Annotated in this window: 19 protein-coding genes; 6 read left to right on the top strand and 13 right to left on the bottom strand. The window is 64.2% G+C overall.

The window, feature by feature from the left end:
* Position 1: 1 nt before the first annotated feature.
* The 9 genes from ACFVTG_RS12995 to ACFVTG_RS12955 all read right to left on the bottom strand — a co-directional run bounded on the left by ACFVTG_RS12995 (position 2) and on the right by ACFVTG_RS12955 (position 10,666).
* The gene (locus ACFVTG_RS12995) at positions 2-1,351 is read right to left on the bottom strand and encodes an MFS transporter (protein ID WP_390280978.1); all 1,350 of its coding nucleotides are present in this window, start codon (positions 1,349-1,351) and stop codon (positions 2-4) included.
* Positions 1,352-1,438: 87 nt separating this feature from the next.
* Positions 1,439-2,206, bottom strand: coding sequence for an SDR family NAD(P)-dependent oxidoreductase (locus ACFVTG_RS12990; protein WP_390280976.1), 768 nt, complete (start codon positions 2,204-2,206; stop codon positions 1,439-1,441).
* 25 nt (positions 2,207-2,231) lie between these two features.
* Positions 2,232-3,221: a 3-hydroxyacyl-CoA dehydrogenase family protein gene (locus ACFVTG_RS12985; protein ID WP_390280974.1), complete on the bottom strand. Its 990-nt coding sequence runs from the start codon at positions 3,219-3,221 to the stop codon at positions 2,232-2,234.
* A gap of 1 nt (position 3,222) precedes the next feature.
* A complete protein-coding gene (locus ACFVTG_RS12980) occupies positions 3,223-3,705 on the bottom strand; it encodes a ribose-5-phosphate isomerase (protein ID WP_390280972.1) in 483 nt (160 codons plus the stop codon).
* Entirely contained in the window at positions 3,702-5,456 is a 1,755-nt protein-coding gene (gene dhaL / locus ACFVTG_RS12975) for a dihydroxyacetone kinase subunit DhaL (protein ID WP_390280970.1), read from the bottom strand. The genes ACFVTG_RS12980 and dhaL overlap by 4 nt, the downstream gene beginning before the upstream one ends.
* A 2-nt stretch (positions 5,457-5,458) precedes the next feature.
* The gene (locus tag ACFVTG_RS12970; protein ID WP_390280968.1) at positions 5,459-6,499 is read right to left on the bottom strand and encodes a sugar phosphate isomerase/epimerase family protein; all 1,041 of its coding nucleotides are present in this window, start codon (positions 6,497-6,499) and stop codon (positions 5,459-5,461) included.
* A 323-nt stretch (positions 6,500-6,822) separates the two neighbouring features.
* Complete coding sequence (locus ACFVTG_RS12965) at positions 6,823-7,521, bottom strand: GntR family transcriptional regulator (RefSeq protein ID WP_390280966.1); 699 nt, start codon at positions 7,519-7,521, stop codon at positions 6,823-6,825.
* 131 nt (positions 7,522-7,652) lie between these two features.
* On the bottom strand, positions 7,653-8,723 hold the full coding sequence (locus ACFVTG_RS12960) for an alkene reductase (RefSeq protein WP_390280964.1): 1,071 nt from the start codon (positions 8,721-8,723) through the stop codon (positions 7,653-7,655).
* Between the two features lie 152 nt (positions 8,724-8,875).
* Positions 8,876-10,666, bottom strand: coding sequence for an NAD(P)-binding domain-containing protein (locus ACFVTG_RS12955; protein WP_390280962.1), 1,791 nt, complete (start codon positions 10,664-10,666; stop codon positions 8,876-8,878).
* A 185-nt stretch (positions 10,667-10,851) separates the two neighbouring features.
* On the opposite strand from ACFVTG_RS12955, the gene ACFVTG_RS12950 reads away from it, so the two are divergent.
* Positions 10,852-12,168 carry a GAF domain-containing protein gene (locus ACFVTG_RS12950; protein ID WP_390280961.1) on the top strand — a complete coding sequence of 439 codons (1,317 nt, stop codon included), beginning with the start codon at positions 10,852-10,854 and terminating at the stop codon, positions 12,166-12,168.
* A 10-nt stretch (positions 12,169-12,178) separates the two neighbouring features.
* Here the strand turns inward: ACFVTG_RS12950 and ACFVTG_RS12945 are convergent, their stop codons facing one another.
* From ACFVTG_RS12945 to ACFVTG_RS12935, 3 genes are all read right to left on the bottom strand, one after another.
* Complete coding sequence (locus ACFVTG_RS12945; protein WP_390280959.1) at positions 12,179-13,063, bottom strand: hypothetical protein; 885 nt, start codon at positions 13,061-13,063, stop codon at positions 12,179-12,181.
* 50 nt (positions 13,064-13,113) lie between these two features.
* Complete coding sequence (locus tag ACFVTG_RS12940) at positions 13,114-13,749, bottom strand: DUF6318 family protein (protein ID WP_390280957.1); 636 nt, start codon at positions 13,747-13,749, stop codon at positions 13,114-13,116.
* 232 nt (positions 13,750-13,981) lie between these two features.
* Positions 13,982-15,733, bottom strand: coding sequence for a purine-cytosine permease family protein (locus ACFVTG_RS12935; protein ID WP_390280955.1), 1,752 nt, complete (start codon positions 15,731-15,733; stop codon positions 13,982-13,984).
* 234 nt (positions 15,734-15,967) lie between these two features.
* On the opposite strand from ACFVTG_RS12935, the gene bioB reads away from it, so the two are divergent.
* From bioB to ACFVTG_RS12910, 5 genes are all read left to right on the top strand, one after another.
* On the top strand, positions 15,968-16,996 hold the full coding sequence (gene bioB / locus ACFVTG_RS12930; protein WP_284751471.1) for a biotin synthase BioB: 1,029 nt from the start codon (positions 15,968-15,970) through the stop codon (positions 16,994-16,996).
* A gap of 247 nt (positions 16,997-17,243) precedes the next feature.
* Positions 17,244-18,554 carry an adenosylmethionine--8-amino-7-oxononanoate transaminase gene (locus ACFVTG_RS12925; protein ID WP_390280953.1) on the top strand — a complete coding sequence of 437 codons (1,311 nt, stop codon included), beginning with the start codon at positions 17,244-17,246 and terminating at the stop codon, positions 18,552-18,554.
* Between the two features lie 8 nt (positions 18,555-18,562).
* A complete protein-coding gene (locus ACFVTG_RS12920; protein ID WP_390281088.1) occupies positions 18,563-19,753 on the top strand; it encodes an 8-amino-7-oxononanoate synthase in 1,191 nt (396 codons plus the stop codon).
* A complete protein-coding gene (gene bioD, locus ACFVTG_RS12915; RefSeq protein ID WP_390280951.1) occupies positions 19,750-20,466 on the top strand; it encodes a dethiobiotin synthase in 717 nt (238 codons plus the stop codon). The genes ACFVTG_RS12920 and bioD overlap by 4 nt, the downstream gene beginning before the upstream one ends.
* Positions 20,463-21,566: a cytochrome P450 gene (locus ACFVTG_RS12910; protein WP_390280949.1), complete on the top strand. Its 1,104-nt coding sequence runs from the start codon at positions 20,463-20,465 to the stop codon at positions 21,564-21,566. The genes bioD and ACFVTG_RS12910 overlap by 4 nt, the downstream gene beginning before the upstream one ends.
* 241 nt (positions 21,567-21,807) lie before the next feature.
* Here ACFVTG_RS12910 and ACFVTG_RS12905 read toward each other — a convergent pair whose 3' ends face one another.
* Positions 21,808-22,545, bottom strand: a complete 738-nt coding sequence (locus tag ACFVTG_RS12905) for a response regulator transcription factor (RefSeq protein WP_390280947.1) — start codon at positions 22,543-22,545, stop codon at positions 21,808-21,810.
* Between the last annotated feature and the right edge of the window lie 97 nt (positions 22,546-22,642).

Below are 22,642 nucleotides of genomic sequence, written 5' to 3'. Positions count from 1 at the left end.
ACTACTTGCCCAGGAGATCGTCGGCCTTGTTCTTGAACGCCCGGGTGCCGAGCATCATGGCGGCCGCCAGGAACGGAAGGATTCCCAGTGCGTAGACGCCGGCCGATCCCGTGGGGTCGGCGGTGGCGCTGTTGACCGCGGTCCGCAGGATCGGGGCCACGAAACCGCCCAGGTTACCCAGCGAGTTGATCAGGCCAATACCGGCGGCGGCCGCGGAGCCGGCGAGGAACGCCGTCGGGTAGGCCCAAACCACCGGACCGACTGCCAGGAAGCTGCACACCGCGAGCGTGATGAAGATCAGCCCGAGCACCGGCTGGTGGTTGGTCCCGGCCCACGCCGAACCGAGGATGCAGACACCCGTGGACAGGAACAGCACGGTGCCGAACATGCGGCGCTTGGCAACGGTGTTCGCCGCACGGCCGATCAGGTAGCAGGAGAAGATGCCGAAGAACCACGGAACCGCGATCAGCAGGCCGACGGCGAGGCCCACCTTCTGGCCGGTCAGCGAGGAAACCTGCTGCGGCAAGAAGAAGGTGACCCCGTAGACGGCGATCTGCAGGCAGAAGTAGATGATCGTGAAGTACCAAACGCGGCCGTTGCGCATCGCTGCGAACACGCCTCGCGGCCCCGTTTCATCCTTGACCGTGTCTTCCTGCGCCATGATCTCCTTGAGCGCGAACTTCTCGTCGACGTTGAGGAACTTGGCCTTCTCCGGCCCGTTGATCAGGAAGAAGAACGCCGCAACGCCAGCGAGCACGGCCAGGATGCCCTCGGTGAAGAACATGACCTGCCAACCACGGACGCCCGGAATCTGGTCGCCGATGTTGATGAGCCAGCCGGAGAGTGGGTTGCCGATCATCTGGGAGAACGGCTGGGCGAGGTAGAAGATCGCGAACATCTGCACGCGTACCTTGTTCGGGAACCACTCTGCCAGGTACATGATGACGCCAGGGAACAGTCCCGCCTCGGTCACGCCGAGCAGGAACCGCAGAATCACGAAGGATGTCTCGCCCTGGACGAAAGCAAAGCAGGCCGAAACAAGGCCCCACGTGATCGCGATCCGGGCGAGCCAGATCTTGGCGCCGACCTTTTTGAGCAGCAGGTTGCTGGGGATTTCAAAGATTGCGTAACCGATGAAGAAAATGCCGGCCCCGAGCGCGAACGCTCCGGCCGAGACGCCTTTGTCCGCGCCGAGGGCGGCTTCAGCGAAACCAACGTTGGTGCGGTCGAGGAAGGAGACCACATAGAGGATGACCAGCATCGGCATGAGCCGGGTGGCAGCCTTGCGGATCGCCGATCTCAGGACCGGCGAATCCAGCATCTCCTTCGTGGATAAACTGGCAAGGGACATCGAAACTCCTCTTTGAGTAAAGACTGTTGAGTAATCAGAGCTGAGTAGTCAGGGTTGGGGCATGTCAAAGGGTGGTGCGGTCCGGAATCAGTGCATGTACAAGCCGCCGTCGACATTCAGCGTCTGGCCCGAGATGTAACCGGAGTCCTCGCTGATGAGGAAGGCGATGGCGGCGGCGATGTCCCGGGTGGAGCCAACGCGGTTCACCACGAGGTCCTTGGTGAGTTCGTCCTTGCGTTCCTCGCTGAGGGTGCCGCCCATGATGTCGGTGTCGATCGGGCCGGGAGAGATGGCGTTGACGGTGATGTCGTACTCACCCAGTTCGCGGGCGGTTGCGCGGGTCAGGCCGATGACTCCGGCCTTTGCCACCGAGTACGGGGTCTTGGAGAACGTCCCGCCGCCGCGCTGGGCGGAAACGGAGGAGATGTTCACGATGCGTCCGATCCGGTTCTTGACCATGGACTCGGCCACGCGGCGGGTGGCGTAGTGGACGCCGTTGAGGTTAATGTTCAGGACGCGGTTCCACTCGGCGGGCTCGAGTTCCAGGTATCCGATGGGTGAGCTGACGCCGGCAACGTTGGCCAGGGCGACGATCTGCGGCAGCTCGGCCTCGAGCGTGTCGATCGCCGAGCGCACGGATGCTTCATCGGCCACGTTGGCGCCCACGCCATAGGCCTGGACGCCATATTCGGCGGCGATTTCCTTCGCGGTGCTCTTGCAGAGGGCGTCGTCGAGGTCGATGATGCCGATGTTCCAGCCCTGTGCTGCGAGGTAGTTGACGGTAGCCCGGCCGATGCCGCGCTCGGAGACGGCGCCGGTGACGATTGCTGTGCGTTCTGCGGGGAAGGTGCTCATGGGTATTCTCCTGTGAATGTCGGGACTAGTTGATGGGGGCCGGGCCGAGCTCGTCGAGGAGCTTCTGCATGGCCACGTAGGCCTTGTTCCGGTAGGCGATGAGTTCGGGCGTGCGTTCCGCCGGAACGTTGAGGAATCCTGCGCCGGTCTTGGTCCCGAGCTTTCCCGCCTCGACGAGGTCGCTCAGGATCTTCGGGGTGGCGAAGCGTTCCGGGAATCCGGTCTGCAGGGATTTGTAGCAGAAGTTGTAGACGTCCAGTCCGGCCATATCCGCGATCGCGAATGGACCAAAGAACGGCAAGCGGAAGCCGAACGTCGTACGGACGAGGGTGTCGACGTCGTCCGCTGTTGCGATCCCTTGCTCCACCAGCTGCGCGGCCTCGTGGAAAAGCGCGTATTGCAGCCGATTAAGCACGAAACCAGTGACGTCCTTGACCACGGCGGTTTGCTTGCCGGCCGCGTGGACCAGTTCGCGGGACGCGGCCACGGTCTCGGGTGTGGTGCCGGCGTGAGGAATGATCTCGACGCCGGGAATGAACGGCGACGGGTTGGAGAAGTGCACGCCCAGGAATCGCTCCGGACCGACGACGGCCTCGGCGAGATCGGCGATGGAAATGGTGGAGGTGTTGGAGCCGATCAGGGCGTCAGGACGGGCGGCCGCGCTGATCCGGGCGAGGGTCTGGTGCTTGATGTCGAGGACCTCTGGAACGGCTTCTTCGATGAAGTCGGCGTCCACCACGGCCTCTTCGATGTCCTTCGCGGCCCACAGATTGGCTTTCAGGATTGCCGTGGAACCTTCAGGAAAGAGGCCCGCGGCCACGAATTCGTCCGACTCCACCAGCAGGCGGTCGTAGTTCTTCTGCGCGATTTCCGCGGACACATCCGCCAACGCCACGCGTGCCCCGCCGAGGGCCAGCACCTGCGCGATCCCGCCGCCCATGTAACCGGAGCCGACGACGGCGATCTTCCGGGCCGCGCTTCCGTCGCCTGCGGCGCTGCTTGTTGATTCAGTCATGTCACACTGCCTTTGTGTAATCGGGCTCGTAGGAGCAAATGGCGTCCACCTTGGCGGCGGAAGATGATGTCTCGTCGAAGTGGTAGCCCAGCCATTCGCCCACGAGTTTCTTGGCCAGTTCCAAGCCAATCACCCGCTGTCCCATCGTCAGGACCTGGGCGTTGTTGCTGAGGACCGAACGCTCCACGGAGTAGCTGTCGTGCGCGGTGACGGCACGGATTCCGGGGACTTTGTTGGCCGCGATGGCCACGCCCAAGCCCGTTCCGCAGATCAACAGGGCACGGTCCGCTTCGCCCGCGGCTACTTTGCGTGCCGCCTCCACGGCAACGTGCGGGTAGGCAGTGGAGTCGTTGGCCCCGACCCCCACGTCGCTTACGGACGCCACCCGGTGATCGGCTTCAAGCAGTGCCATGAGTGCCTGCTTGTATTCGACGCCGGCTTCGTCGTTGCCGACGATGATCCGCCAGCCTGCTGATGTGGTCATGCTTTAACTCCGTTTCCTGCTGGGGGCGCTAGCAGTGAACCGCCCAGCTGTGAATCGATATGTTGTGAGATCCTCGCCGTGATCAGCCCGAAGGAGACGGCACCGGGATCAGGGTGGCCCAGGCTCTTCTCAGCGAGCGGACGGGCCCGGCCCTTGAGCGGACGCAAGCCGGCTGTCTCAGCTGCCGCGGCCTCGGCTGCCGCAGCAGCAGCCGCGAGGGCCCGGTCAACCGGGGCTCCGGCGTCGAACTCTGTCAGGAATGCATCCCGGAACGGCAGCAGCGCGTCCACCATGGTCTTGTCGCGAGGTTCGGCCTTGCCAAGCTCGGTGATCGCGTCCACAAAGCCGGTGACGGCAGCCGCGGCATCCTCGCCGGAGTAGCCCGCTTTGTTGCCGAGCGCCTGTCCTGCCGCGATGATCGCCGAACCCCACAGCGCGCCCGAGGTTCCGCCGGCGCGTTCGCTCCAGGCCTCGCCCGCCGCCGTCAGGATCCGCCCCACCGATGCTCCGCTTGCCGTCTCGGCGGCGGCGAAGGCCGCGTCGACGCCGCGTCGCATGCCGATGCCGTGGTCGCCGTCGCCGGCAATCGCGTCCAGCTTGCCGAGTTCTTCTTCATGCTCGACGACGACGTCCCGCACCTGGGCGAGAACGGCCACGGCCTGCCGCCCGAGTCCGGCGGCAGCCGCGGTGGGCTGCTCGACGTCGGACTCGTCCACCGCGGCGACGCTCCCTTGCTTGCGGGGCCGGCGGGGCGCGAGGTTGCCCTTGCGGAATGCCGGGGTGTCCGCGGGTGCTGCCCAATATTGCTCGAGCTCCTCGTCCAGCCAAAGCAGCGTGAGCGAAAGACCGGACATGTCCAGGCTTGTCACGAGCTCGCCGCACTCGGGCTCCACCACGGTGAGGCCTGCTTTGCTGAGGAGCTTTTCGATCTTGCCGAAGAGCAGGAAGAGTTCGTCATACTTGACGGTGCCGAGGCCGTTGACGATCGCCACCACGCGGTTTCCGGCGTCGTCCGGTTTGTCGTCGAGGAGCTTGGAGACGAGCAGTTCGGCGAGCTCGGAAGCGGTGGGCATTTTGTGCTCGGAGATGCCTGGCTCACCGTGGATGCCGAGGCCAAGGGACATCTGGCCCGCCGGAACGTGGAACAGCGGATCCGATGCGCCCGGGAGGGTGCAACCGTCGAACGCCACCCCCAGCGAGCGTGTGCGGTAGTTCGTTTTGATGGCCAAGCGCTCGACGGCGTCGAGGTCCAGTCCCGCTTCGGCCGCGGCGCCGGCGATCTTGAAGACCGTGAGATCGCCCGCGATTCCCCGCCGTTTTTCGATCTGGTCCAACGGAGCGCTGGCGATGTCGTCGGTAACGGTCACGGTGCGGGTCTCGATGCCTTCCGCGTTGAGGCGCAACTGAGCCTGGCCGAAGTGCAAAACGTCGCCTGCGTAGTTGCCGTAGCTGAGCAGGACGCCGCCTCCGGCGTTGGCTGCTTTGGCTACGCGGTAGACCTGGCCCGCCGCCGGGGAGGCGAACATGTTGCCGCACGCCGAGGCGGTTGCCAGGCCCGGCCCGACCAGTCCGGCGAACGCAGGGTAGTGTCCCGAGCCGCCGCCCACCACGAGGGCGACCTGTCCGGAGGGGACTTCGGTGGAACGGACCACTCCGCCGTCCACGCGGGCAACATAGCCGCGGTTGGCGGCGACGAATCCGTCCAAAGCATCGTCCGCGAAGTCTGCGGCGTTGTCGAAAATCCTTGTCATGGCTACACGCCAGCCAGTTCGGAGGATGCGGACTGCTGGGCTGTCGCGGGGGTGGTCCGGCCGGAAGGCAGCTGCCGGCCCTGGGCAACCTGGCTCTGGCCAAGGACGTAGTTCTCTGTCCTCGGAAGGACCTGCCGCCGGAGGTACTCCTGGTTGCTCGCCGTCACGCTGAGCCCGTCGCCGCCGTAGTGCTCGGTGCACAGGATGCCTTGGAAGCCTACCGATAGCGCGAGCTTGAAGGCCTCGCGATAGTTGATGAGGCCGCTCTCCATCGGCGCAGGCATGGTGATGTAGCTGTCGCGGGCCACGTCTTCGTCGCGGATGTAGTTCTTCATGTGCCAGTAGTTGGAGTACGGCAGGGTCTTGGCTACCATCTCGCGCCAGTCCTCGATGGGACGGTGGAGTCGGATGAGGTTGCCAAGGTCCGGGTTGAGGCCAACGTTGTCCAGCCCTATGTCCTGCACCAGCTGGACCGAAGAGTCGGCGGTGCCGAGGTAGGTGTCCTCGTACATTTCGAGGGACAGGAGAATGCCGACTTCCGCGGCGTGCTCACCGAGTTCCCGCAAGCGGACGACGGCGTTGCCCCAGGTTTCCTTGTCCCCCACCGGGTCCTTGTAGCCTTCCACCGTCCAGAACCACAGCTGCTTCTGCTGCTCGGCGGAGATGGCCTGGTGGAGTCCGAAGGAGACAACCTCGCAGCCCAATTCGGCCGCGGCGTCGATGGTGCGGTGGCTGTACGCCAGGTTCTCTGCCCAGTCGCGGGCGTGAATGACGCTGCGGCGGATGGCCGAGATGACGGGGATGCCAATGCCAACGTGTTCTGCGGTCTGTTTGAACTCGGCGAGGCGTTCTTTGCTGAGGTCGCCGGGGCGGACCCAGCTGTCCGTGAGGTCTGCGTTGGCAAATCCTGCGTCCTTGACTTCCTGCAGGACCTCAGCCCAAGCGGAAGCATCGGCGTCGTTGATGTGCTGTCCGGTTGCGTCAGTGCCGGGGAACTGGAGCAGGGCCGCGGTGATGGGCCAGGTTTCGGCGGTGTAAGCCATAGTTTTCACTCCTTCGTGGAATCCTGTTTCCTATAGGATTTACTATCTGGACGAGGCTGTCAACATATTTGTTCGGATTTCCGCAGGCCGGCCCCGCCTTTTCGCACCCCGCCTAGCGTCATCAAAGATCCTATATGTCTTACATATGTTTGTGAAGAGGGTCACGAGATATCGCGTTCGCCACGCACACAAAAAGGCCCGCCGTTAGACGGGCCTTGAGGGTCTGGCGGCGTCGGGTCGCCGTCTTTATCGCCGTCGGACTCGGCCTGTAGGCGACGGTTCAGTCAGCGGGAGCGTCGGCGATGGCCCGGGCCCGCGATGGCTTAGTCAGCGGGAGCGTCGGCGATGGCCCGGGCCCGGACCTTGTGCACGTGGTCGGCCATGGCGGCTGCGGCCTGTTCCGGGTCACCGCTCGCCAGCGCGTCGAGCACCGCTTGGTGTTCCGCGATGGCTTGGTCCGCGTCGGTGATGCCCACTCCCCCGAACAGCCGGAACCGCTGGACCTGGCCGCCCAGCGCGGTGTAGGCGGCAAGCATGAATTGATTGCCGGACTGCTCGGCGATCAGCTTGTGGAAGCGCTCATCGGCCTCTAGATAGTCCCGGAATTCCACGAAAGACGGGCCTCGAGGAGCAGTCTCCAGGTCCTTCACAGCCTCTCGTAAAGCCGCCAAATCCTCCGGCGTGATCCGGCTGCACGCCAAGCGCGCATTCACGGGCTCAATCGCGAGCCTGGCCTCCATGAGTTCGGCAAAATCCTCGCGCGTGAACACCGGGGCCACCCTGTAACCCTTGAGGGCGACCCGGCGGACCATGCCTGTGTGCTCCAGCCGCGCCAGTGCCTCGCGCACGGGTGTCGGCGAAACGTCCAATTCCCGCGCCGTCCCGTCGATGCTGACCGCGGCTCCTGGTTCGAGCCGGCCGTCCATGAGCCACGCGAGAAGTTCCTCGTAGACGTGGTCGGCGAGAACCTGGCGGCTGACGGGTCGGCCAGGGGCGCGGTCCCGTGAGGAAGCGAGTTTCATAGACAAATCCTATAGGAATGGTCCCTTTGTGGTGGCCTCGGACGCCCGGGACAGACTCTGAAGCCCCTCCCGCTCGGTTAAACCGCGACAGCGGCACCTTTCGCAGGTGCCGCCGTCGGGGTTCAGGCGTTCTAGTTGGCGTAGAACGGGTAGTCGGTGTACCCCTTGGCGCCTTCGCCATAGAACGTGGACGGGTCCGGTTCGTTGAGCGGGAGGCCCTCACGCCACCTGCGCGCAAGGTCCGGGTTGGCAATGGCCGGGCGGCCAACCACCACGGCATCGGCGTGGCCGTCGGCCACGAGTGCCAGGGCTTCATCCCGAGTGGTCACTACACCGAAGCCGGTGTTCACCAGGAACGTGCCGTTGAAACGCTCGCGCAGGTCCTGCACGAGTTCACCCTTGGGATCATGGTGGAGGATGCTGAGGTAGGCGAGGTTGAGCGAGGCGATGGTGTCCACCAGGACTTCATAGGTGGCGCGGACATCGGCGGGGTCGGTCTCGGCGATTCCCTGGACCGAGTGCTCAGGGGAAATCCGGATGCCCACCCGGTTGGCGCCCAATGCTTCAACCACCGCGTTGACCGTCTCGATCACGAAGCGGGCCCGGTTTTCCGGGGAGCCACCGTAGCTGTCGGTGCGGACGTTGGTGTTGGGGGCAAGGAATTCGTGCAGCAGGTAACCGTTGGCAGAGTGCAGTTCGACGCCGTCGAATCCTGCCTCGATGGCGTTCCTGGATGCCGTGACGATTTCCTGGATCACTGCGGGAAGTTCATCAGTGCTCAGTTCGCGGGGCACCGGGTACGGCTTCTTGCCATTCGGCGTGCGGACTTCGCCGTCGATGGCCACGGCACTGGGTGCCACGATCTCATGCCCGCCAGTAATGTCGGCGTGGGAGACGCGCCCACCGTGCATGACCTGGGCGAACATCCGGCCGCCTTCAGCATGGACGGCGTCTGTCACCTTCTTCCAGCCCGCGATGTGTTCCTCCGTGACGAGGCCGGGCTGGCCCGGGTAGGACTTGCCTGCCGGCGTCGGGTAGGTGCCCTCGCTGACGATCAGCCCGAGGGAGGCACGCTGCCGGTAGTGTTCCACAACCAACGGGCCGGGAATTCCTTCGGAGCCCGATCGGACACGGGTCAGCGGCGCCATGACCAAGCGGTTGGAAAGTTCAATCTCGCCAAGAGTCAAAGGAGAAAACAACATGGGCAGTGCCTTTCAAACGGGAACGGGTCCACTGGGGGCAACTGCCGCGCGCCTGCAACTATTCCTGCTGAGACGCGGATCACACGACGACGGCGGCCCCCGCCTTCCGCGGAAAGGCTGGGTGCCGCCGTCGAACGTGCGTGTTTACCGCTTCAGCGAGTGTGGTGCGATGGCTGGAGCTCGTACACCGGGGTCGGCAGGCCTTCCGCCCTGGCCTTGAGCTGCAGGGCCAGGTAGTTGGAGTAGTGCCGGCTTTGGTGCAGGTTTCCGCCGTGGATCCAGAGGTTCTGCACGTTGGTGGGCTTCCACATGTTGCGCAGTTCTCCTTCCCAGGGGCCGGGGTCCTTGGGTGTGTCGGAACCGTATCCCCAGCATTTCCCGACGGCGTCGGCCACCTCGGGTGAGACGAGGTCGGCGAGCCAGCCGTTCATGGAGCCGTAGCCGGTGGCGTAGATGATGACGTCGGCTTCCAGTTCCGTGCCGTTGTCCATCACGACGGCGTTCCCGGTGATCTTGCTGACCTGGCCGTTCGCGAGTTTCACGCGTCCGTCGATGATCAGCTGGGATGCACCGACGTCGATGTAGTAGCCGGAGCCGCGTCGCAAGTACTTCAGGAAGAGGCCCGAGCCGTCCACTCCAAAGTCGAGATCGAAACCGGCCGCCTCAAGCCGGGAGTAAAACTCGGCGTCGCGCTCCGCCATCTGGTGGTAGACCGGAATCTGGGCCTCTGGCAGGATCCGGTACGGCAAGGAAGCGAAGAGAAGGTCGGCTTTCTCTGTGGTGACTCCGTTGGCTAGCGCCTTTTCCGAGTAGAGATCGCCGAGCGCCAGGTCCATCAGGGACTCACTCCGGGCGATGTGCGTGGACGAGCGCTGGACCATGGTGACCTCGGCGCCGTGTTCCCACAGGTCTGCGCAGATATCGTGAGCCGAGTTGTTCGAGCCGATCACCACGGCCTTTTTGCCGGTCCAGTCACCGCCGCCTGGGTGCTTGGAGGAATGGTACTGCTGCCCCAGGAAGCTCTCGGCGCCGTCGAACACGGGGACGTTCGGGTACCCGGAGACGCCCAAGGCGAACACCAGCTGCTTCGGACGCAAGGTGATCGGTTCGCCGTCGCGCATGACGCTGACTTCCCACTCGCCACGGTCCTCGTCCCACCGGGCGTTGGCGCACTCGGTCTTGGACCAGTAGTTCAGTTCCATGATCCGGCTGTAGTGCTCCAGCCAATCGCCGATCTTGTCCTTGGCTGCGAAGACGGGCCAGTCGTCCGGGAACTTCATGTAGGGCAAGTGGTCGTACCAGACGGGGTCGTGCAGGTGCAGCGACTTGTAGCGGTTGCGCCAGGAGTCGCCCGGGCGCTCGTTCTTCTCGACGATGATGGTGGAGACTCCGAGCCTGCGCAGCCGCGCTCCGAGCCCGATCCCGCCCTGGCCGCCGCCAATGATGACAGTGTTGGGCTGCTCCTCGTAGCCAAGCTTGGCTTCTTGCTCTTCCTTGAGTTCGAGCCAGGATTTGCGGCCCTTGCTGATGTGGTGGGCCACTCCTTGCTCCCGGTTAGGGCCCTTCTTTTCCTCGAAACCCTTGAGTTCCTGCATCGTGGTGAGCAGGGTCCAGCACTTGCCGTTGCGCAGCCGAAGGTGTGCGTGGCCACGAGCCTGCGCAGTTTCAAAGTCGATCCAGGCCTCGGTGTTCGCCGCATCGCCCGTAGCATCTTCGGCGAGTTTCCAGTTGCTTGGCTGCACGTTCGGGAGCGTGGCGTCCAGCATCCGCTTGATCTCGGACTTGCCCTCGAGGGTCTTCAAGTTCCATGTGAAGGAAACGAAGTCGCGCCAATACGATTCGTCTTCGAACAGTTCCAGTGCAGCCTCGGTGTTGTTGCTGCGCAGCGCCTCATCGAACTGCGCCAGCCAAGCCTCGGCCATGCCGTTTGCGGTCTCAGGCATTTCTCCTCTTTCCATCGCTGACGATGAGCCAATTCCCGGTTCCGTGGCAACTGTCCGGTGAGTGACTCGCATCACAAGTAGATGCCGCAGGGGGTTACAATCGGGTGACACGGGCTCCTCTCCTTGTTCCCACGCGGGTTTGGGCCGTCGATCCAGCGATTCAATGGCGAGTTGGGAGTTTGCGCATGCGTCACGGCCCGAGCGCGCTGATCCCAGATCCGGGACTGCGCTTCTCTTCGCCGTTGGAATACGCCAAGACGCTCCGCATGGCCCACGAGGCTGCCTTGTCCGGCGCCCCTCATCCGTTATTGCCAACGTCCCTCGTGGAGTCCTGGCAGCGGTCCATCGCGCTTGGCATCAACCCCGATCGGCACAGCCCGGCCCACCGTCATGAAGTCGCCGAAGCCCGTTCCCTCGGGAAAGGACACCGCCTGGCCAGCGTGGTTCCGGCGCTCTCGCAGTTGCTTGCCGATGAGTCCGCCGCGGGCCGCCACCTGCTGATCGTCACCGACCACTATGGCGAGGTGCTCTGGAGAATCGGCAGCGGTTCCGCGCTGCGGCAGGCCGACTCCCTCGAATTCGTGGAGGGTGCCGATTGGTCCGAGGCTGGAGTCGGCACCAACGCCATCAGCGAGGCCCTCATCTCGGGGAACGCCGCCCAGCTCTTCTCCGCCGAGCACCTCGTCCGGACCCACCACGATTGGGCATGCACCGCAGCGCCCATCCGCGACCCCTTCACCGGGGACATTGTCGGGATCCTGGATGTGTCGGGGCCCATCGATTCGGTGACGCCGGATAGCCTGCGGATGGTGCGTTGCGGCGTCCGGCTCGCGGAGGAGCTCCTACGGTCGGAAGGCGCGACGGCGGACCCGAGTCAGCGCGCCGCCGTCGGGCACTTTCGTCCCGGCATAGCTTCGACGCTATTTTTGGGGCTGCTCGGCGACAAGCCGACGGCAGAGCTCGACGGCGGCGGCCGGCTTCCGGTGACGCTGCGCCGGGCGGAGATCCTCGCGTTGCTTGCCTCCAGGACACAGGGGTGGAGCGCCGATGAGCTCGCGTATCAACTGCATGGCGAAGATGGTGCCGCCACGGCCATCCGGACGGAGATGCACCGGATCCGTGCGTTGCTCGGAAATGTGGTGGAGGCGAATCCGTACCGTTTTGCTCCGGGCGTGACAGTAGTGACCGACGCCGGACTAGTCGCCGAGCATTTGCGGGCCGGACGGGTGCACGATGCCGTGGCCGCGTATTCAGGGCGCATCCTGAACCGTTCGGTAACCCTGGCCATAGAGCTGATGCGCGACGAGCTGGACCAGGCTGTCGCCGCGTCGGTTCGGGCAAGCGGTGATGCTGAACTGATCAGCCGTTGGTGTTCCACGGACATGGGCTCGGACGATTCCGAAGCCGCGATGACCTTGGCGAGTCTCATGGCTCCCGACGATTCACGGTTCCAGCTGGTGCGGGCACGAATGGACAGGATCGACAGGGAACTTCGGACGTAGGCGCTTCATTTTAGGGGACGCCTGGGCAACCCTCGCCCCGCGGATTCACGATGCAGTTGTCGGCGTAGTTGCGCGTGATCGACCTCCACACGCTCACCCTCTGTGGCGGCGATGCAAACTGTCCTGTGCCCGGAATCGGCATGTTCGGGCCGCCGTTCACGGAGTAGGTGCCGCGGAAGGTGGTGGTCACGGACAACTGAAAGTCACCGGTCTGTTGATACACATGGCTCGTTCTCGTCTTTTGGCCCCATTGTTCCTCTGGGATCGGCCCGCCAGCAAAGGGGGTTGGCCCGAGACTGTTGCCGTCCCCATACGCATAGGTGTACTCGACTGGAGTTGCGACTATGTGGACTCGCTGGCCAAGGATCGTCACATCGAATTGCTGCTCAACGGCGTCCGCGAAGATGTTTGTTTCAGCGCCCTTGAGCGTGTGCGGGCTTGGCTGGGCCCTCAGCTCCGCCGGTTTGATCGGAAGGTTGCGGAAGTCGCTCTCAATCCTTGCAGCAATTTTCGGCAAGAGATCCTCTGGCTTTTCGTCGTAGAGGCACGACGGGCCACTTCCGTTGGGAGTCCAGTCAGTCCACACCGGGTTCGAAACCGACTTCGGAGCGACTTTCCAAATGACCGCCGTGCCTGGTTTTCCGCCAGCCTCACGAGGCGGACATTGCAACTGACCAGGTAGGCACTTCTTCGCCAGCGAATCCTGATCAACCTGGCATTGGAGGTCTGCCTTGTATTGGTTGGGGTCGTCGCTGACATAGTTTGGTGGGGACGGCACAAGATCCCCCGTTTCCGGGTCACGGACGTACACAATCGGTTTTACGCCGAGGTTGGTCCAGCCAATCTCTTCACTATCAGCTACGGCGCCAGCTGGCTGCTCACCAACGCTGACCAAGAGAAAAAGCCATATCGAACCTAGGCTGACTCGGAGCCAGCTTCCCCGGCTCATTGCAAGGGATTCACTGCGTCGAGCCTCCAAACACCATCGACAAATCGTAAGAATGCAACGTTGCCCGTGTTCGTCGCCTCAGTCGGTTTCCGATATTCAGTGCCGTCCGGGCTCCAGTAGTAGATCTTGCTCTGGATTACTTGAACAACTACCGGAATGCTCTGATCGGGTTGCGGCTTGAAGGTAGACGAAACCGACGGCGTTGAAAAGATGCCACCGCTAATCCAGCGATCGCTGGTATAGGCCTTCGGAACGGCTCTCTTGACCCCTTCACACATCTCACAGTTTGCTCCAGTGATCTTTGTAAGCGGCCCAATGTCGCCGGTCTGATACGCATAACCCATTACCTGAAACCAATGGGCTGCAAACGCCTCCACGCCCTCCTTCGTGTTCGCCTTCGCGGCCTCCGGCAGCACCGGAATGGGCACGTTCTCCGCTTTCCCCTTGGCATCCGCTGGTTTGTAGGCAGCCGTCGAGGTCGGAGAGGGCGTAGCCGTGGCACTGGCTGAAGCGGAAACCGTAGGTGACGCAGACTGCGGCTGGGTGTTGTTCCCGCAAGCGGTCAGCGTCAACGCCGTTGCGAGGCTGCCAATGATGAAAGAGCGAGCGGAAATCGAGGTGCGTGGAGTCATGGTTTGCTATCCCCAAATAGTTTTCAAGACTAAACGTTTCCCAAAAGGGTAACTCAATTGCCCATCGTGGCGGGAAAGTTATCCACAGGCTCCGGCTCATTACACGACATCGCTTCACCAGCGCGGCGCAACACAACAGACACAACAAAGACAAGCCAAAGGCCTCGACGACGGGACCGCGGCCAGGCCGCCCATCCGTCGTCGAGGCCTATGGAACCTGTCGAACTCCCGCCTAATTTTGAGCCGGCAGTACCAACTCCCCCGACTTATCCGTCGACAAGGCGAGCGACGAGATGAACTGCGGCTCGCCGTCGGGCCCGTCCTGGGCCGAGCGGACCATGTCCGGACGCTCGAACTCCAGGCCCGTCACGTGGCACAAAAGCTTGGCGTCGCTCGGGTTGCCGTCGGCGTCGAACATCGGTAGATCGATTCCGTCGTCGGAGCGGCGCAGGTAGTACTTCCCGCGGGTCAACACAGCCAGTGCAGGCGTCAGCACAAGCGCCAGCCCAACAGCGAAGATCGGCGAGTATGGCTGGACAGCGGAGCCGAAAGCGCCGAAGAACACGGCAATCGAGACGACGGCCGAAACCAGCATCGAGATAAAGCCCACCGGGTTGACGGCGTAAAGCATGCCGCGGCGGAACTCGGGAACCTTGGGCGAAATCTTGAGCAAGTATTTGTTGATGGCGATATCGGACGCGACGGTAACAACCCATGCCATGGCGCAATTCGCGTAGAAACCAAGAATGGTGTTCAGGAATTCGAACATGTTGGCTTCCATCAGCACCAGCGCAATCACCAGGTTCACCACCACAAACACCATCCGGCCCGGGTAGCTCTTGGTGATACGCGTGAAGCTGTTGGTCCACGCGAGCGAGCCCGAGTAGGCGTTGGTCACGTTGATCTTGATCTGGGAAATGACCACGAGAACCACGGCCAAGGTCATCGCCAGCCAGGCCGGCATCATTTCCTGGTACACGCCAAGGAATTGGTGCACGGGCTCGTTTGCGTGGACGGACGCGGCTGGATCCAGGGTCGCAATCAGGTAGATGGCAATGAACATACCCACGATCTGCTTGATCGCGCCGAAGATCACCCAGCCCGGACCGGCCAGGATCACGGCACGCCACCAGGCACCGCTGTTTTCGGCGGTCTTGGGTGGCATGAAGCGCAGGTAATCAATCTGTTCCGCGATCTGCGCCATGAGTGACAGGCAAACACCCGCGGCCAGCATCACGGAGGCCAGGCTGGTGCCTTCAGCGCCGGATTTGCCGGTATACGCGAAGAAGTCCCCGATGCTCTCCGGGTGCGAAATCACCAAATACCCCACCGGGACCACCATGAGCAGCAGCCACAACGGAGTGGTCCACACCTGCAATTTGGACAAGGCTTTCATCCCGTAAATCACCAAGGGAATGACAATAAGCGTGGACGCCGCGTAACCGAGCCATTGCGGGATGCCCAAGCCAAGTTCCAGGCCTTGCGCCATGATGGAACCCTCGAGCGCGAAGAAGATGAACGTGAACGTCGCGAAAATAACGTTGGTGACCACCGAGCCGTAATAGCCGAATCCGGAGCCCCTCGTGATGAGGTCGAGGTCAATGTTGTACCGGGCGGCGTAGTAGGCCAAGGGAAATCCCGTGGCGAAAATAACCACCGCCGCCACCACAATTCCCAAAATAGCGTTCACGGTGCCGTACGAAATACCGATGTTCGCGCCGATCGAGAAATCAGCCAAATAGGCGATCCCACCGAGCGCACTCGTCGCCACGACGCCCGCACCCCACTTCCGGTAGGACCGTGGCGCGAACCTGAGGGTGTAGTCCTCCAGGCTCTCCTTCGCCGCGCTCATCGCATCGGTATTGCCCGCCGCGCGGCTCCCCGAGCCTAGCGCCTCGGAAGGTTCGACGACGGCGACCCCCACCGGGGAGCCACCCGCCATCGGGGGTTCAAGCACTTGCGTTGTCTTCGAATCGTCAGTCATCCCCGCAACTTTCTTCGTCTGGACATGTTTCCCCTCTGAACATGGCCTTGACGCTATCGACGGGATGGAACCACGGAGTCACCACGATGTTTCCGCGCTGTAACTTATCCAGCGAGTCGGCCGCCAAGATTGCAGCCCCGGGTTTGTGGACGTCCAACAAAATCGCCGCCCCACAGTCCCACTACCGTCATGAAGGAACGCACCATCCCCCGCAAGTAACGGCCGAGGAGCATCATGACCACCCAGCCAAACCCAAGGCGTACATCCGCGTTTCCGATTCTGGAAACAGCCCGCGAGCAAGTCCTCGCGAAAGGCGAAGGCCTCAGCGAATCCCAACTGCTCGAGATCCTGGAGCTCCCGGACGAGGCCATTCCCGAAGCCCTTCAGCTAGCCCACGAAGTCCGCTTGGAGCATTGCGGCGAGGACGTGGAAGTTGAGGGAATCATCTCGATCAAGACCGGAGGATGTCCGGAAGACTGCCACTTCTGCAGCCAATCGGGCCTGTTTGACAGTCCGGTCCGCGGCGTCTGGCTCGACATCCCCGAGCTCGTGAAGGCCGCCAAGGAAACCGCTGCCACCGGGGCCACGGAGTTCTGCATCGTCGCAGCCGTCCGAGGCCCGGATATCAAGCTCATGAACCAGATCAAGTTCGCGATCGACCGGATCAACGCGGAAGTGGACATCAACATCGCCTGTTCACTGGGCATGCTCACCCAGCGCCAAGTGGACCAGCTCGCCGAATGGGGCGTCCACCGCTACAACCACAACCTCGAAACCGCGCGCAGCTATTTCCCCGAAGTGGTCACCACCCACACCTACGAGGAACGCCTCGAGACCTGCAACATGGTCAAGGCAGCCGGCATGGAACTTTGCTGCGGAGCCCTGATCGGCATGGGCGAGACCAACGCCCAGCGCGCCGAACTCGCGAGCCAGCTCGCAGCCCTCGAACCCCACGAAGTCCCACTGAACTTCCTCAATCCGCGCCCCGGGACGCCCCTCGAAAACCAGGGAATCATGGACGGCAAAGACGCCCTCCGCGCGATCGCGGCGTTCCGCCTCGCCATGCCGAGGACCGTCCTTCGTTACGCCGGCGGACGGGAACTGACCTTGGGCGACCTCGGCACGCGCGAAGGCCTCATGGGCGGCATCAACGCCGTGATCGTCGGCAACTACCTCACCACACTCGGCCGACCCGCCGACGCCGACCTCAACCTCCTCGTCGAGCTGAACATGCCCATCAAGGAACTCCAGAAGTCGCTGTGAACGCCACTGTTCCAAACACCGACACACCGAGCTTCTGCGGGCACTGCGGCGGTCCCGCCACGCAAGACGCGCAAGGCGAGCCGGTAGCGCAAGGCGAGCGCCCGACGTCGGACGCTCACCAGGGCTGCCAGCAGCGCCTCGCGATGGAACCTCCCCGCTATTGCGCCCAATGCCGGCGCCGCATGAAAGTCCAGGTCACACCGCTCGGTTGGACCGCTGAATGCTCGCGCCACGGCCGGGTCACGCCATGAGCGTCATCCAGCGAGATAGGGCGAGCCTCTGGCATCCGTATGCTCCGGCGTCGGGGACGCTGCCATTGTGGGAAGTCGAAGACGCCGACGGCGTGACGCTGCGGCTCCGCGACGAAACCGGCGGTCAGCATGAGGTGCTCGATGCCATGTCCTCCTGGTGGTCGGTCATCCACGGGTACCGGAATCCCGTCCTGGATGCCGCGGCGAAGCGCCAACTAGACACCTTCAGCCATGTGATGTTCGGCGGCCTCACCCATGAACCTGCCGTGGAACTGGCCGAACGGCTGGTTGCCATGGCGCCTTCCGCGGCTGATCGGCCGCGGTTGGAGCGGGTTTTCCTGGCAGATTCGGGATCGGTGTCCGTTGAGGTGGCGCTCAAGCTCGCGGTGCAGTTCCAGACCGCTTCGGGATTCCCCAAGAGGCAACGCTTCCTCAGCATCCGCGGCGGTTACCACGGCGACACCTTCGCGGCGATGGGAGTCTGCGACCCCGTGGACGGCATGCATTCGGCGTTCCCCGGGTTGCTCGCCGCCAATGTGTTCGCCCAGCGGCCGCCCGCCGCGGGCGCGCCACCCGAGGAAATCGCGGAATGGCAGGCGCAAGCCGAAGCTCTCGCCCAAGAGCACGCCAACGAATTGGCCGCGATCATCGTGGAACCCGTGCTTCAAGGCGCCGGCGGCATGTTCGTCTACGCCGCCGAATGCCTGCGCATCCTCCGCGACATCGCCGATCGGCACGGGATCCTCCTGATCCTCGACGAGATCGCCACTGGTTTCGGCCGCACGGGCGAGCTGTTCGCCGCGGGGCATGCCGGGGTGGTTCCGGACATCATGTGCGTCGGCAAAGCCCTCACGGGCGGTTACCTCACGCTCGCCGCGATGCTCTGCACGGGCGAGGTGGCCGCCCGGGTCTCGAGCGGCGCTGCGGGTGCCTTACTGCACGGCCCGACGTTCATGGGCAATCCGCTCGCGTGTTCAGTGGCCAACGCGAGCCTGGGAATCCTCGACGACGGCACCTGGCGCCGCGATGTGGCCCGGATCGGCTCGGGCCTGGCGGCCGGCCTCGATGCCGCCAGCGCGCTCGACGCCGTCAAGGAGGTCCGCACGATCGGCGCCGTCGGCGTCATCGAGTTGGACACGGAAGTCGACGTCGCCGCAGTGGCGAGTGCCGCCGTCGGGCACGGAGTCTGGCTACGGCCGTTCCGGAACCTTGTTTACGCGATGCCGCCATACATCAGCACCGCCGAGGAGGTCCGGCGGATGGCCGAAGGCATGGTGGCGGCCGTGGCCGATGTGCACGGCCCATGAGCAGGTCCATGACCGCGTGGTTGGAACAGCAAGCCGAGGTCCGCGAGCGCCGGGGCCTCGTCCGCACGCCCATGACGCGCCTCGGCGGGGACTCCGGGGTGGATCTGGCGAGCAACGACTATCTTGGCCTCGCGACGGACCCGAGGCTGGCAGAGGCTGCCCGGGAGGCGATCGGCCGTTGGGGAACCGGTGCCACGTCCTCGCGGCTGGTTGCCGGTACCACGGCGCTACACCTGGAACTCGAGTCCGAGCTCGCGAACCTCACGGGCATGGAATCGGCGCTGGTCTTCTCCTCCGGGTACTTGGCGAATCTGGGCGTCACTACCGCGCTCGGCGGCCCCGGGACCCTCATTGTGGCCGACGAACATTGCCATGCTTCGCTGATTGACGGTTTCCGCTTGAGCCGTTCGAGGGTGGAAACGGTCCCGCACAACGATCTCGGCGCAACCGAGCACCACTTGCGCAGGCGCACGGAACCTCGGGCCCTGATCGCGGTGGAGTCCATCTACAGCGTCTTCGGCGACGCCGCCCCGCTCCCCCGGCTGCTGGCACTGGCCGAACAGCACGACGCGATGCTCCTCGTGGACGAAGCCCACAGCCTCGGCGTTGCCGGCCGCGGCGCGTTTGAAGGTCACGGTTCGGTTGCCGGAACGGATCTCTCAGGCCACCCGAACGTGGTGTTGACCGTGACGCTTTCCAAGTCGCTCGGGAGCCAAGGCGGTGCCGTCCTTGGCAGTGCCCTGCTCCGCGAACACCTCGTCAACCGGGCCCGCAGCTTCATCTACGACACCGGGCTCGCGCCGTCGTCGGCTGCTGCCGCGCTGGCCGCCGTCGGGATCATCCGGACGGAACCGTGGCGCGCCGCGGCCGTCCACCGGAACGCCGCCAGCCTCACGGCGGGACTGGCGCCTGCGCTACCCGCGCCAACACTACAGCGGCCGGGCGCCGCCGTCGGGGCCGTTGGCGCGCCGATTCAGACGGCCGGTGCCGTGCAATCCGTTCCCATGCCGTCCGCCGCTGCCGCGCTTGCGGCGAGCCAGGCGGCACACGTGGCGGGTGTCCGCGTCGGCTGCTTCCGGCCGCCATCGGTTCCCGACGGCGTCTCGCGCCTCCGGCTGACGGCCCGCGCCACCCTCACGCCCGACGACATCGACTACGCGTGCGCAACGTTGCGACGCATCCTGGAGGAAACGCCATGAAACTGCCACACATCGTGCTGGTCACCGGAACGGACACCAGCGTCGGCAAGACCGTCACGACGGCGGCGCTTGCGTCCGCACTGCAAGCGGACGGCCGCTCGGTGGCCGTGTACAAACCGTGCCAGAGCGGCGCCGGGGCGGGCGACTCCGACTGTGCCGAAATCACCCGCCTGGCCGGACCGCTCACGTCCGAGGCCGGCGTCGTGCTCCGAGAACCCCTCGCCCCTGTGCCCGCAGCGGCGCTGGACGGAGTCACGCTGCCCCCGCTGTCGGCACATGCCGCGCGCGTCCGCGAACTGGCCAGCACGCATAACCATGTCCTTGTGGAGGGTTCCGGCGGCCTCCTCGTGGAGTTGGACCCCGACGGCGGAACGCTGGCAGATCTGGGAAGTCACCTTGGGAACGACGCGACTTTTGTGGTGGTTGCCCGCCCCGCGTTGGGAACCCTGAACCACACGGCGCTGACGCTCGAGGCCTTGGAACGCCGGGACCTGGCCATCCATGGCGTGGTCCTGGGAACCTGGCCGGACAACCCGGGCGTACTGGAACACGGCAATCGGGCGACCCTCGGTGCATTGCGGCCGCTCCTTGGGGTGTTGCCTGAGCGCGCCGCGGATCTCCCACCGGTGACGTTCAGGGCGGCGAGTGTGCACTGGTTGAGCGGTTTGGACTGCTTGGACGGTTTGGACTGCTTGGACGGGGTCTGGTCATGAACGCGGCTTTTGCCAGCGCCCAGACGTGCCCATATATGGTGCTGCGGGAGCCTGCGGCTGTGCGGGAGGTGCTGCACCGGCCGGAGAACTTCAGTCCGGCGAATGCGCTGATCGCCGTGACGCCGTTGTCCGGACAGTCCTTGCGCGTGCTGCAGCGGGCGCGCTTCGCGCTGCCGCCGGTGCTGGCCAGCAACGATACGGCTTCCCATGCGGGCATCCGGAAGGTGGTGGCCGGGTACTTCACGCCTGCCACGGTAGGGGCCTTTGAGCCGCGGATCCGCGGGATCGCACGGGATGCTGCTGCCGCTGCTGTTGGGCTGCTGGAAACAGTCGGGCAGGTGGACCTCGTGCAGGCCGTCGCCGCTTACCCGCCGGCGATCGTGATGTTGGAGCTTCTGGGGCTTCCGGTGCGCGACCTTCCGGAGCTCAAAGCCTGGAGCCTGGACTCCCTCGAGCTCTTCTGGGGCTGGCCGGATCCCGAGCGGCAATTGGAACTAGCCCACAGCGCGGCCGAGTTCTACGGCTGGCTGCGGGAACTCGTCCTCGAAGCCGTGGCCTCGCCCGGGCGGAATCTCTTCAGGTCCTTGGCGGAACACGGTCTCAGCACTCCCGAGATCTGTTCCCTCGGCTACTTCCTGCTCATCGCGGGGCAGGAAACCACCACCCAGCTCATCAGCACGGCGTTCTTCCGGCTCGCCGAGGGATCAGTAGGCTTTGCCTGGAAGGACGCTGCCTCCGGCACCACGGCCCGGGATCTCATCCGGCACGTCCTCGCGACTGAGTCTTCGGTCCCCACCTGGCGCCGCATTGCCGCCCAGGACACCGTGCTCGACGGCGAGCGCATCCCGGCGGGCGCCGAAATCCTCCTCGAACTCACGGGGAACCACGAGTCATCCGGGCAGGGTCCTACGGCCTACGGGCTGGCGTTCGGCTCAGGGATTCACCGTTGCCTTGGTGCGAAGCTCGCGGAACTGGAGGCCGCCGTCGTCGTGCAGGAAACCGCGGCAGCACTGCAAGGCATCCGTTCGGCAGAGCCGAAACCCGAGTGGCTCCGCCTGCTGTCCTTCCAAGCGCCGCGGACAGTGGTGGTCGGCCGCTGACCCAAACCCCGGACGCCCGCTCACATATGGCGACTTTTGGCCGGACGCTCGCTCACATATAGCGACTTTTGGCCGGACGCCCGCTCACATCTAGCCACTTTTGGCCGAACGCTCGCTCACATATGGCGACTTTTGGCCGGACGCTCGCTCACATCATGTGAGCAAATGTCCGCCACAGACCTCAGTCCGTACTTTGGGGCGTGACCCGGAGACCGTGACCCCGGCCCGCCACGCGAGAAATTCATGTTTTTGCCGGGGCCAGCCGATAGCCGACGCCGCGCACTGTTTGCAGCCAGCGCGGGTTCTGCGCGTCGTCGCCGAGCTTGCGGCGAAGATTGCCGATGTGGACCTCGACGGACCGTTCGTCGGCGTCGCTCGTGTAGGTCCCGACGTCGTAGGGTTCGTTCCGGAGGCGGCGCACAAGGTCCGCTTTGCTCAAGACGGTGCGGCCGGCCTCAAGCAAAGAGTGCAGCAGATCGAACTCGGTTGGGGTCAGCCGTACGTCCTGGCCGTCGATGGAAACGGTCCGCGTCGCGTAACTGAATACCAGCCCGTTGTGCCGGAAGGTCCGTTGGGAAGACGAAGCCATATGCCCTGTCGCTGGCCTTGAGCGCGGGCGACGCATCATGGCGGCCACCCTGGCGCGAAGCTCGCGGGGCCGGAACGGCTTGGTCAAATAGTCATCAGCGCCGGATTCCAAGCCGAGCAGGGTATCCAGCTCGTCGGCCTTGGCCGTCAACATGACGATATATGCATCGGAAAAGTTCCGGACCTGGCGTGCCACCTCGAAGCCATCAATATCCGGCAAGCCCAAGTCCAAGGTGATGACATGTGGGTTTAGATCACGAGCTGCCCGGATGCCGGCCGCCCCGCTAGTCGCCACGTGAACCTCGAAGCCGGCCTGGCTGAGGACAACGCGGACCAATTCCCGGATGTCGTGATCGTCTTCTATGACGAGCCCAACCCGTAATTCAGTCATTTGCAGCCCTCCCAGCCCGCTACGAATGGAAGTATATCGGGCTGCCGGTATCCTTTCTGGCATGCGACGCGACCTTGAACAAATGCGAATTTTGGCC

Origin of the sequence: Arthrobacter sp. NPDC058127 (assembly GCF_042884555.1) — a bacterium.
Taxonomy (GTDB): Bacteria; Actinomycetota; Actinomycetes; order Actinomycetales; family Micrococcaceae; genus Arthrobacter.
Note: the sequence above shows the minus strand (reverse complement) of the source record. Positions and strands in the feature narration are given on the sequence as shown.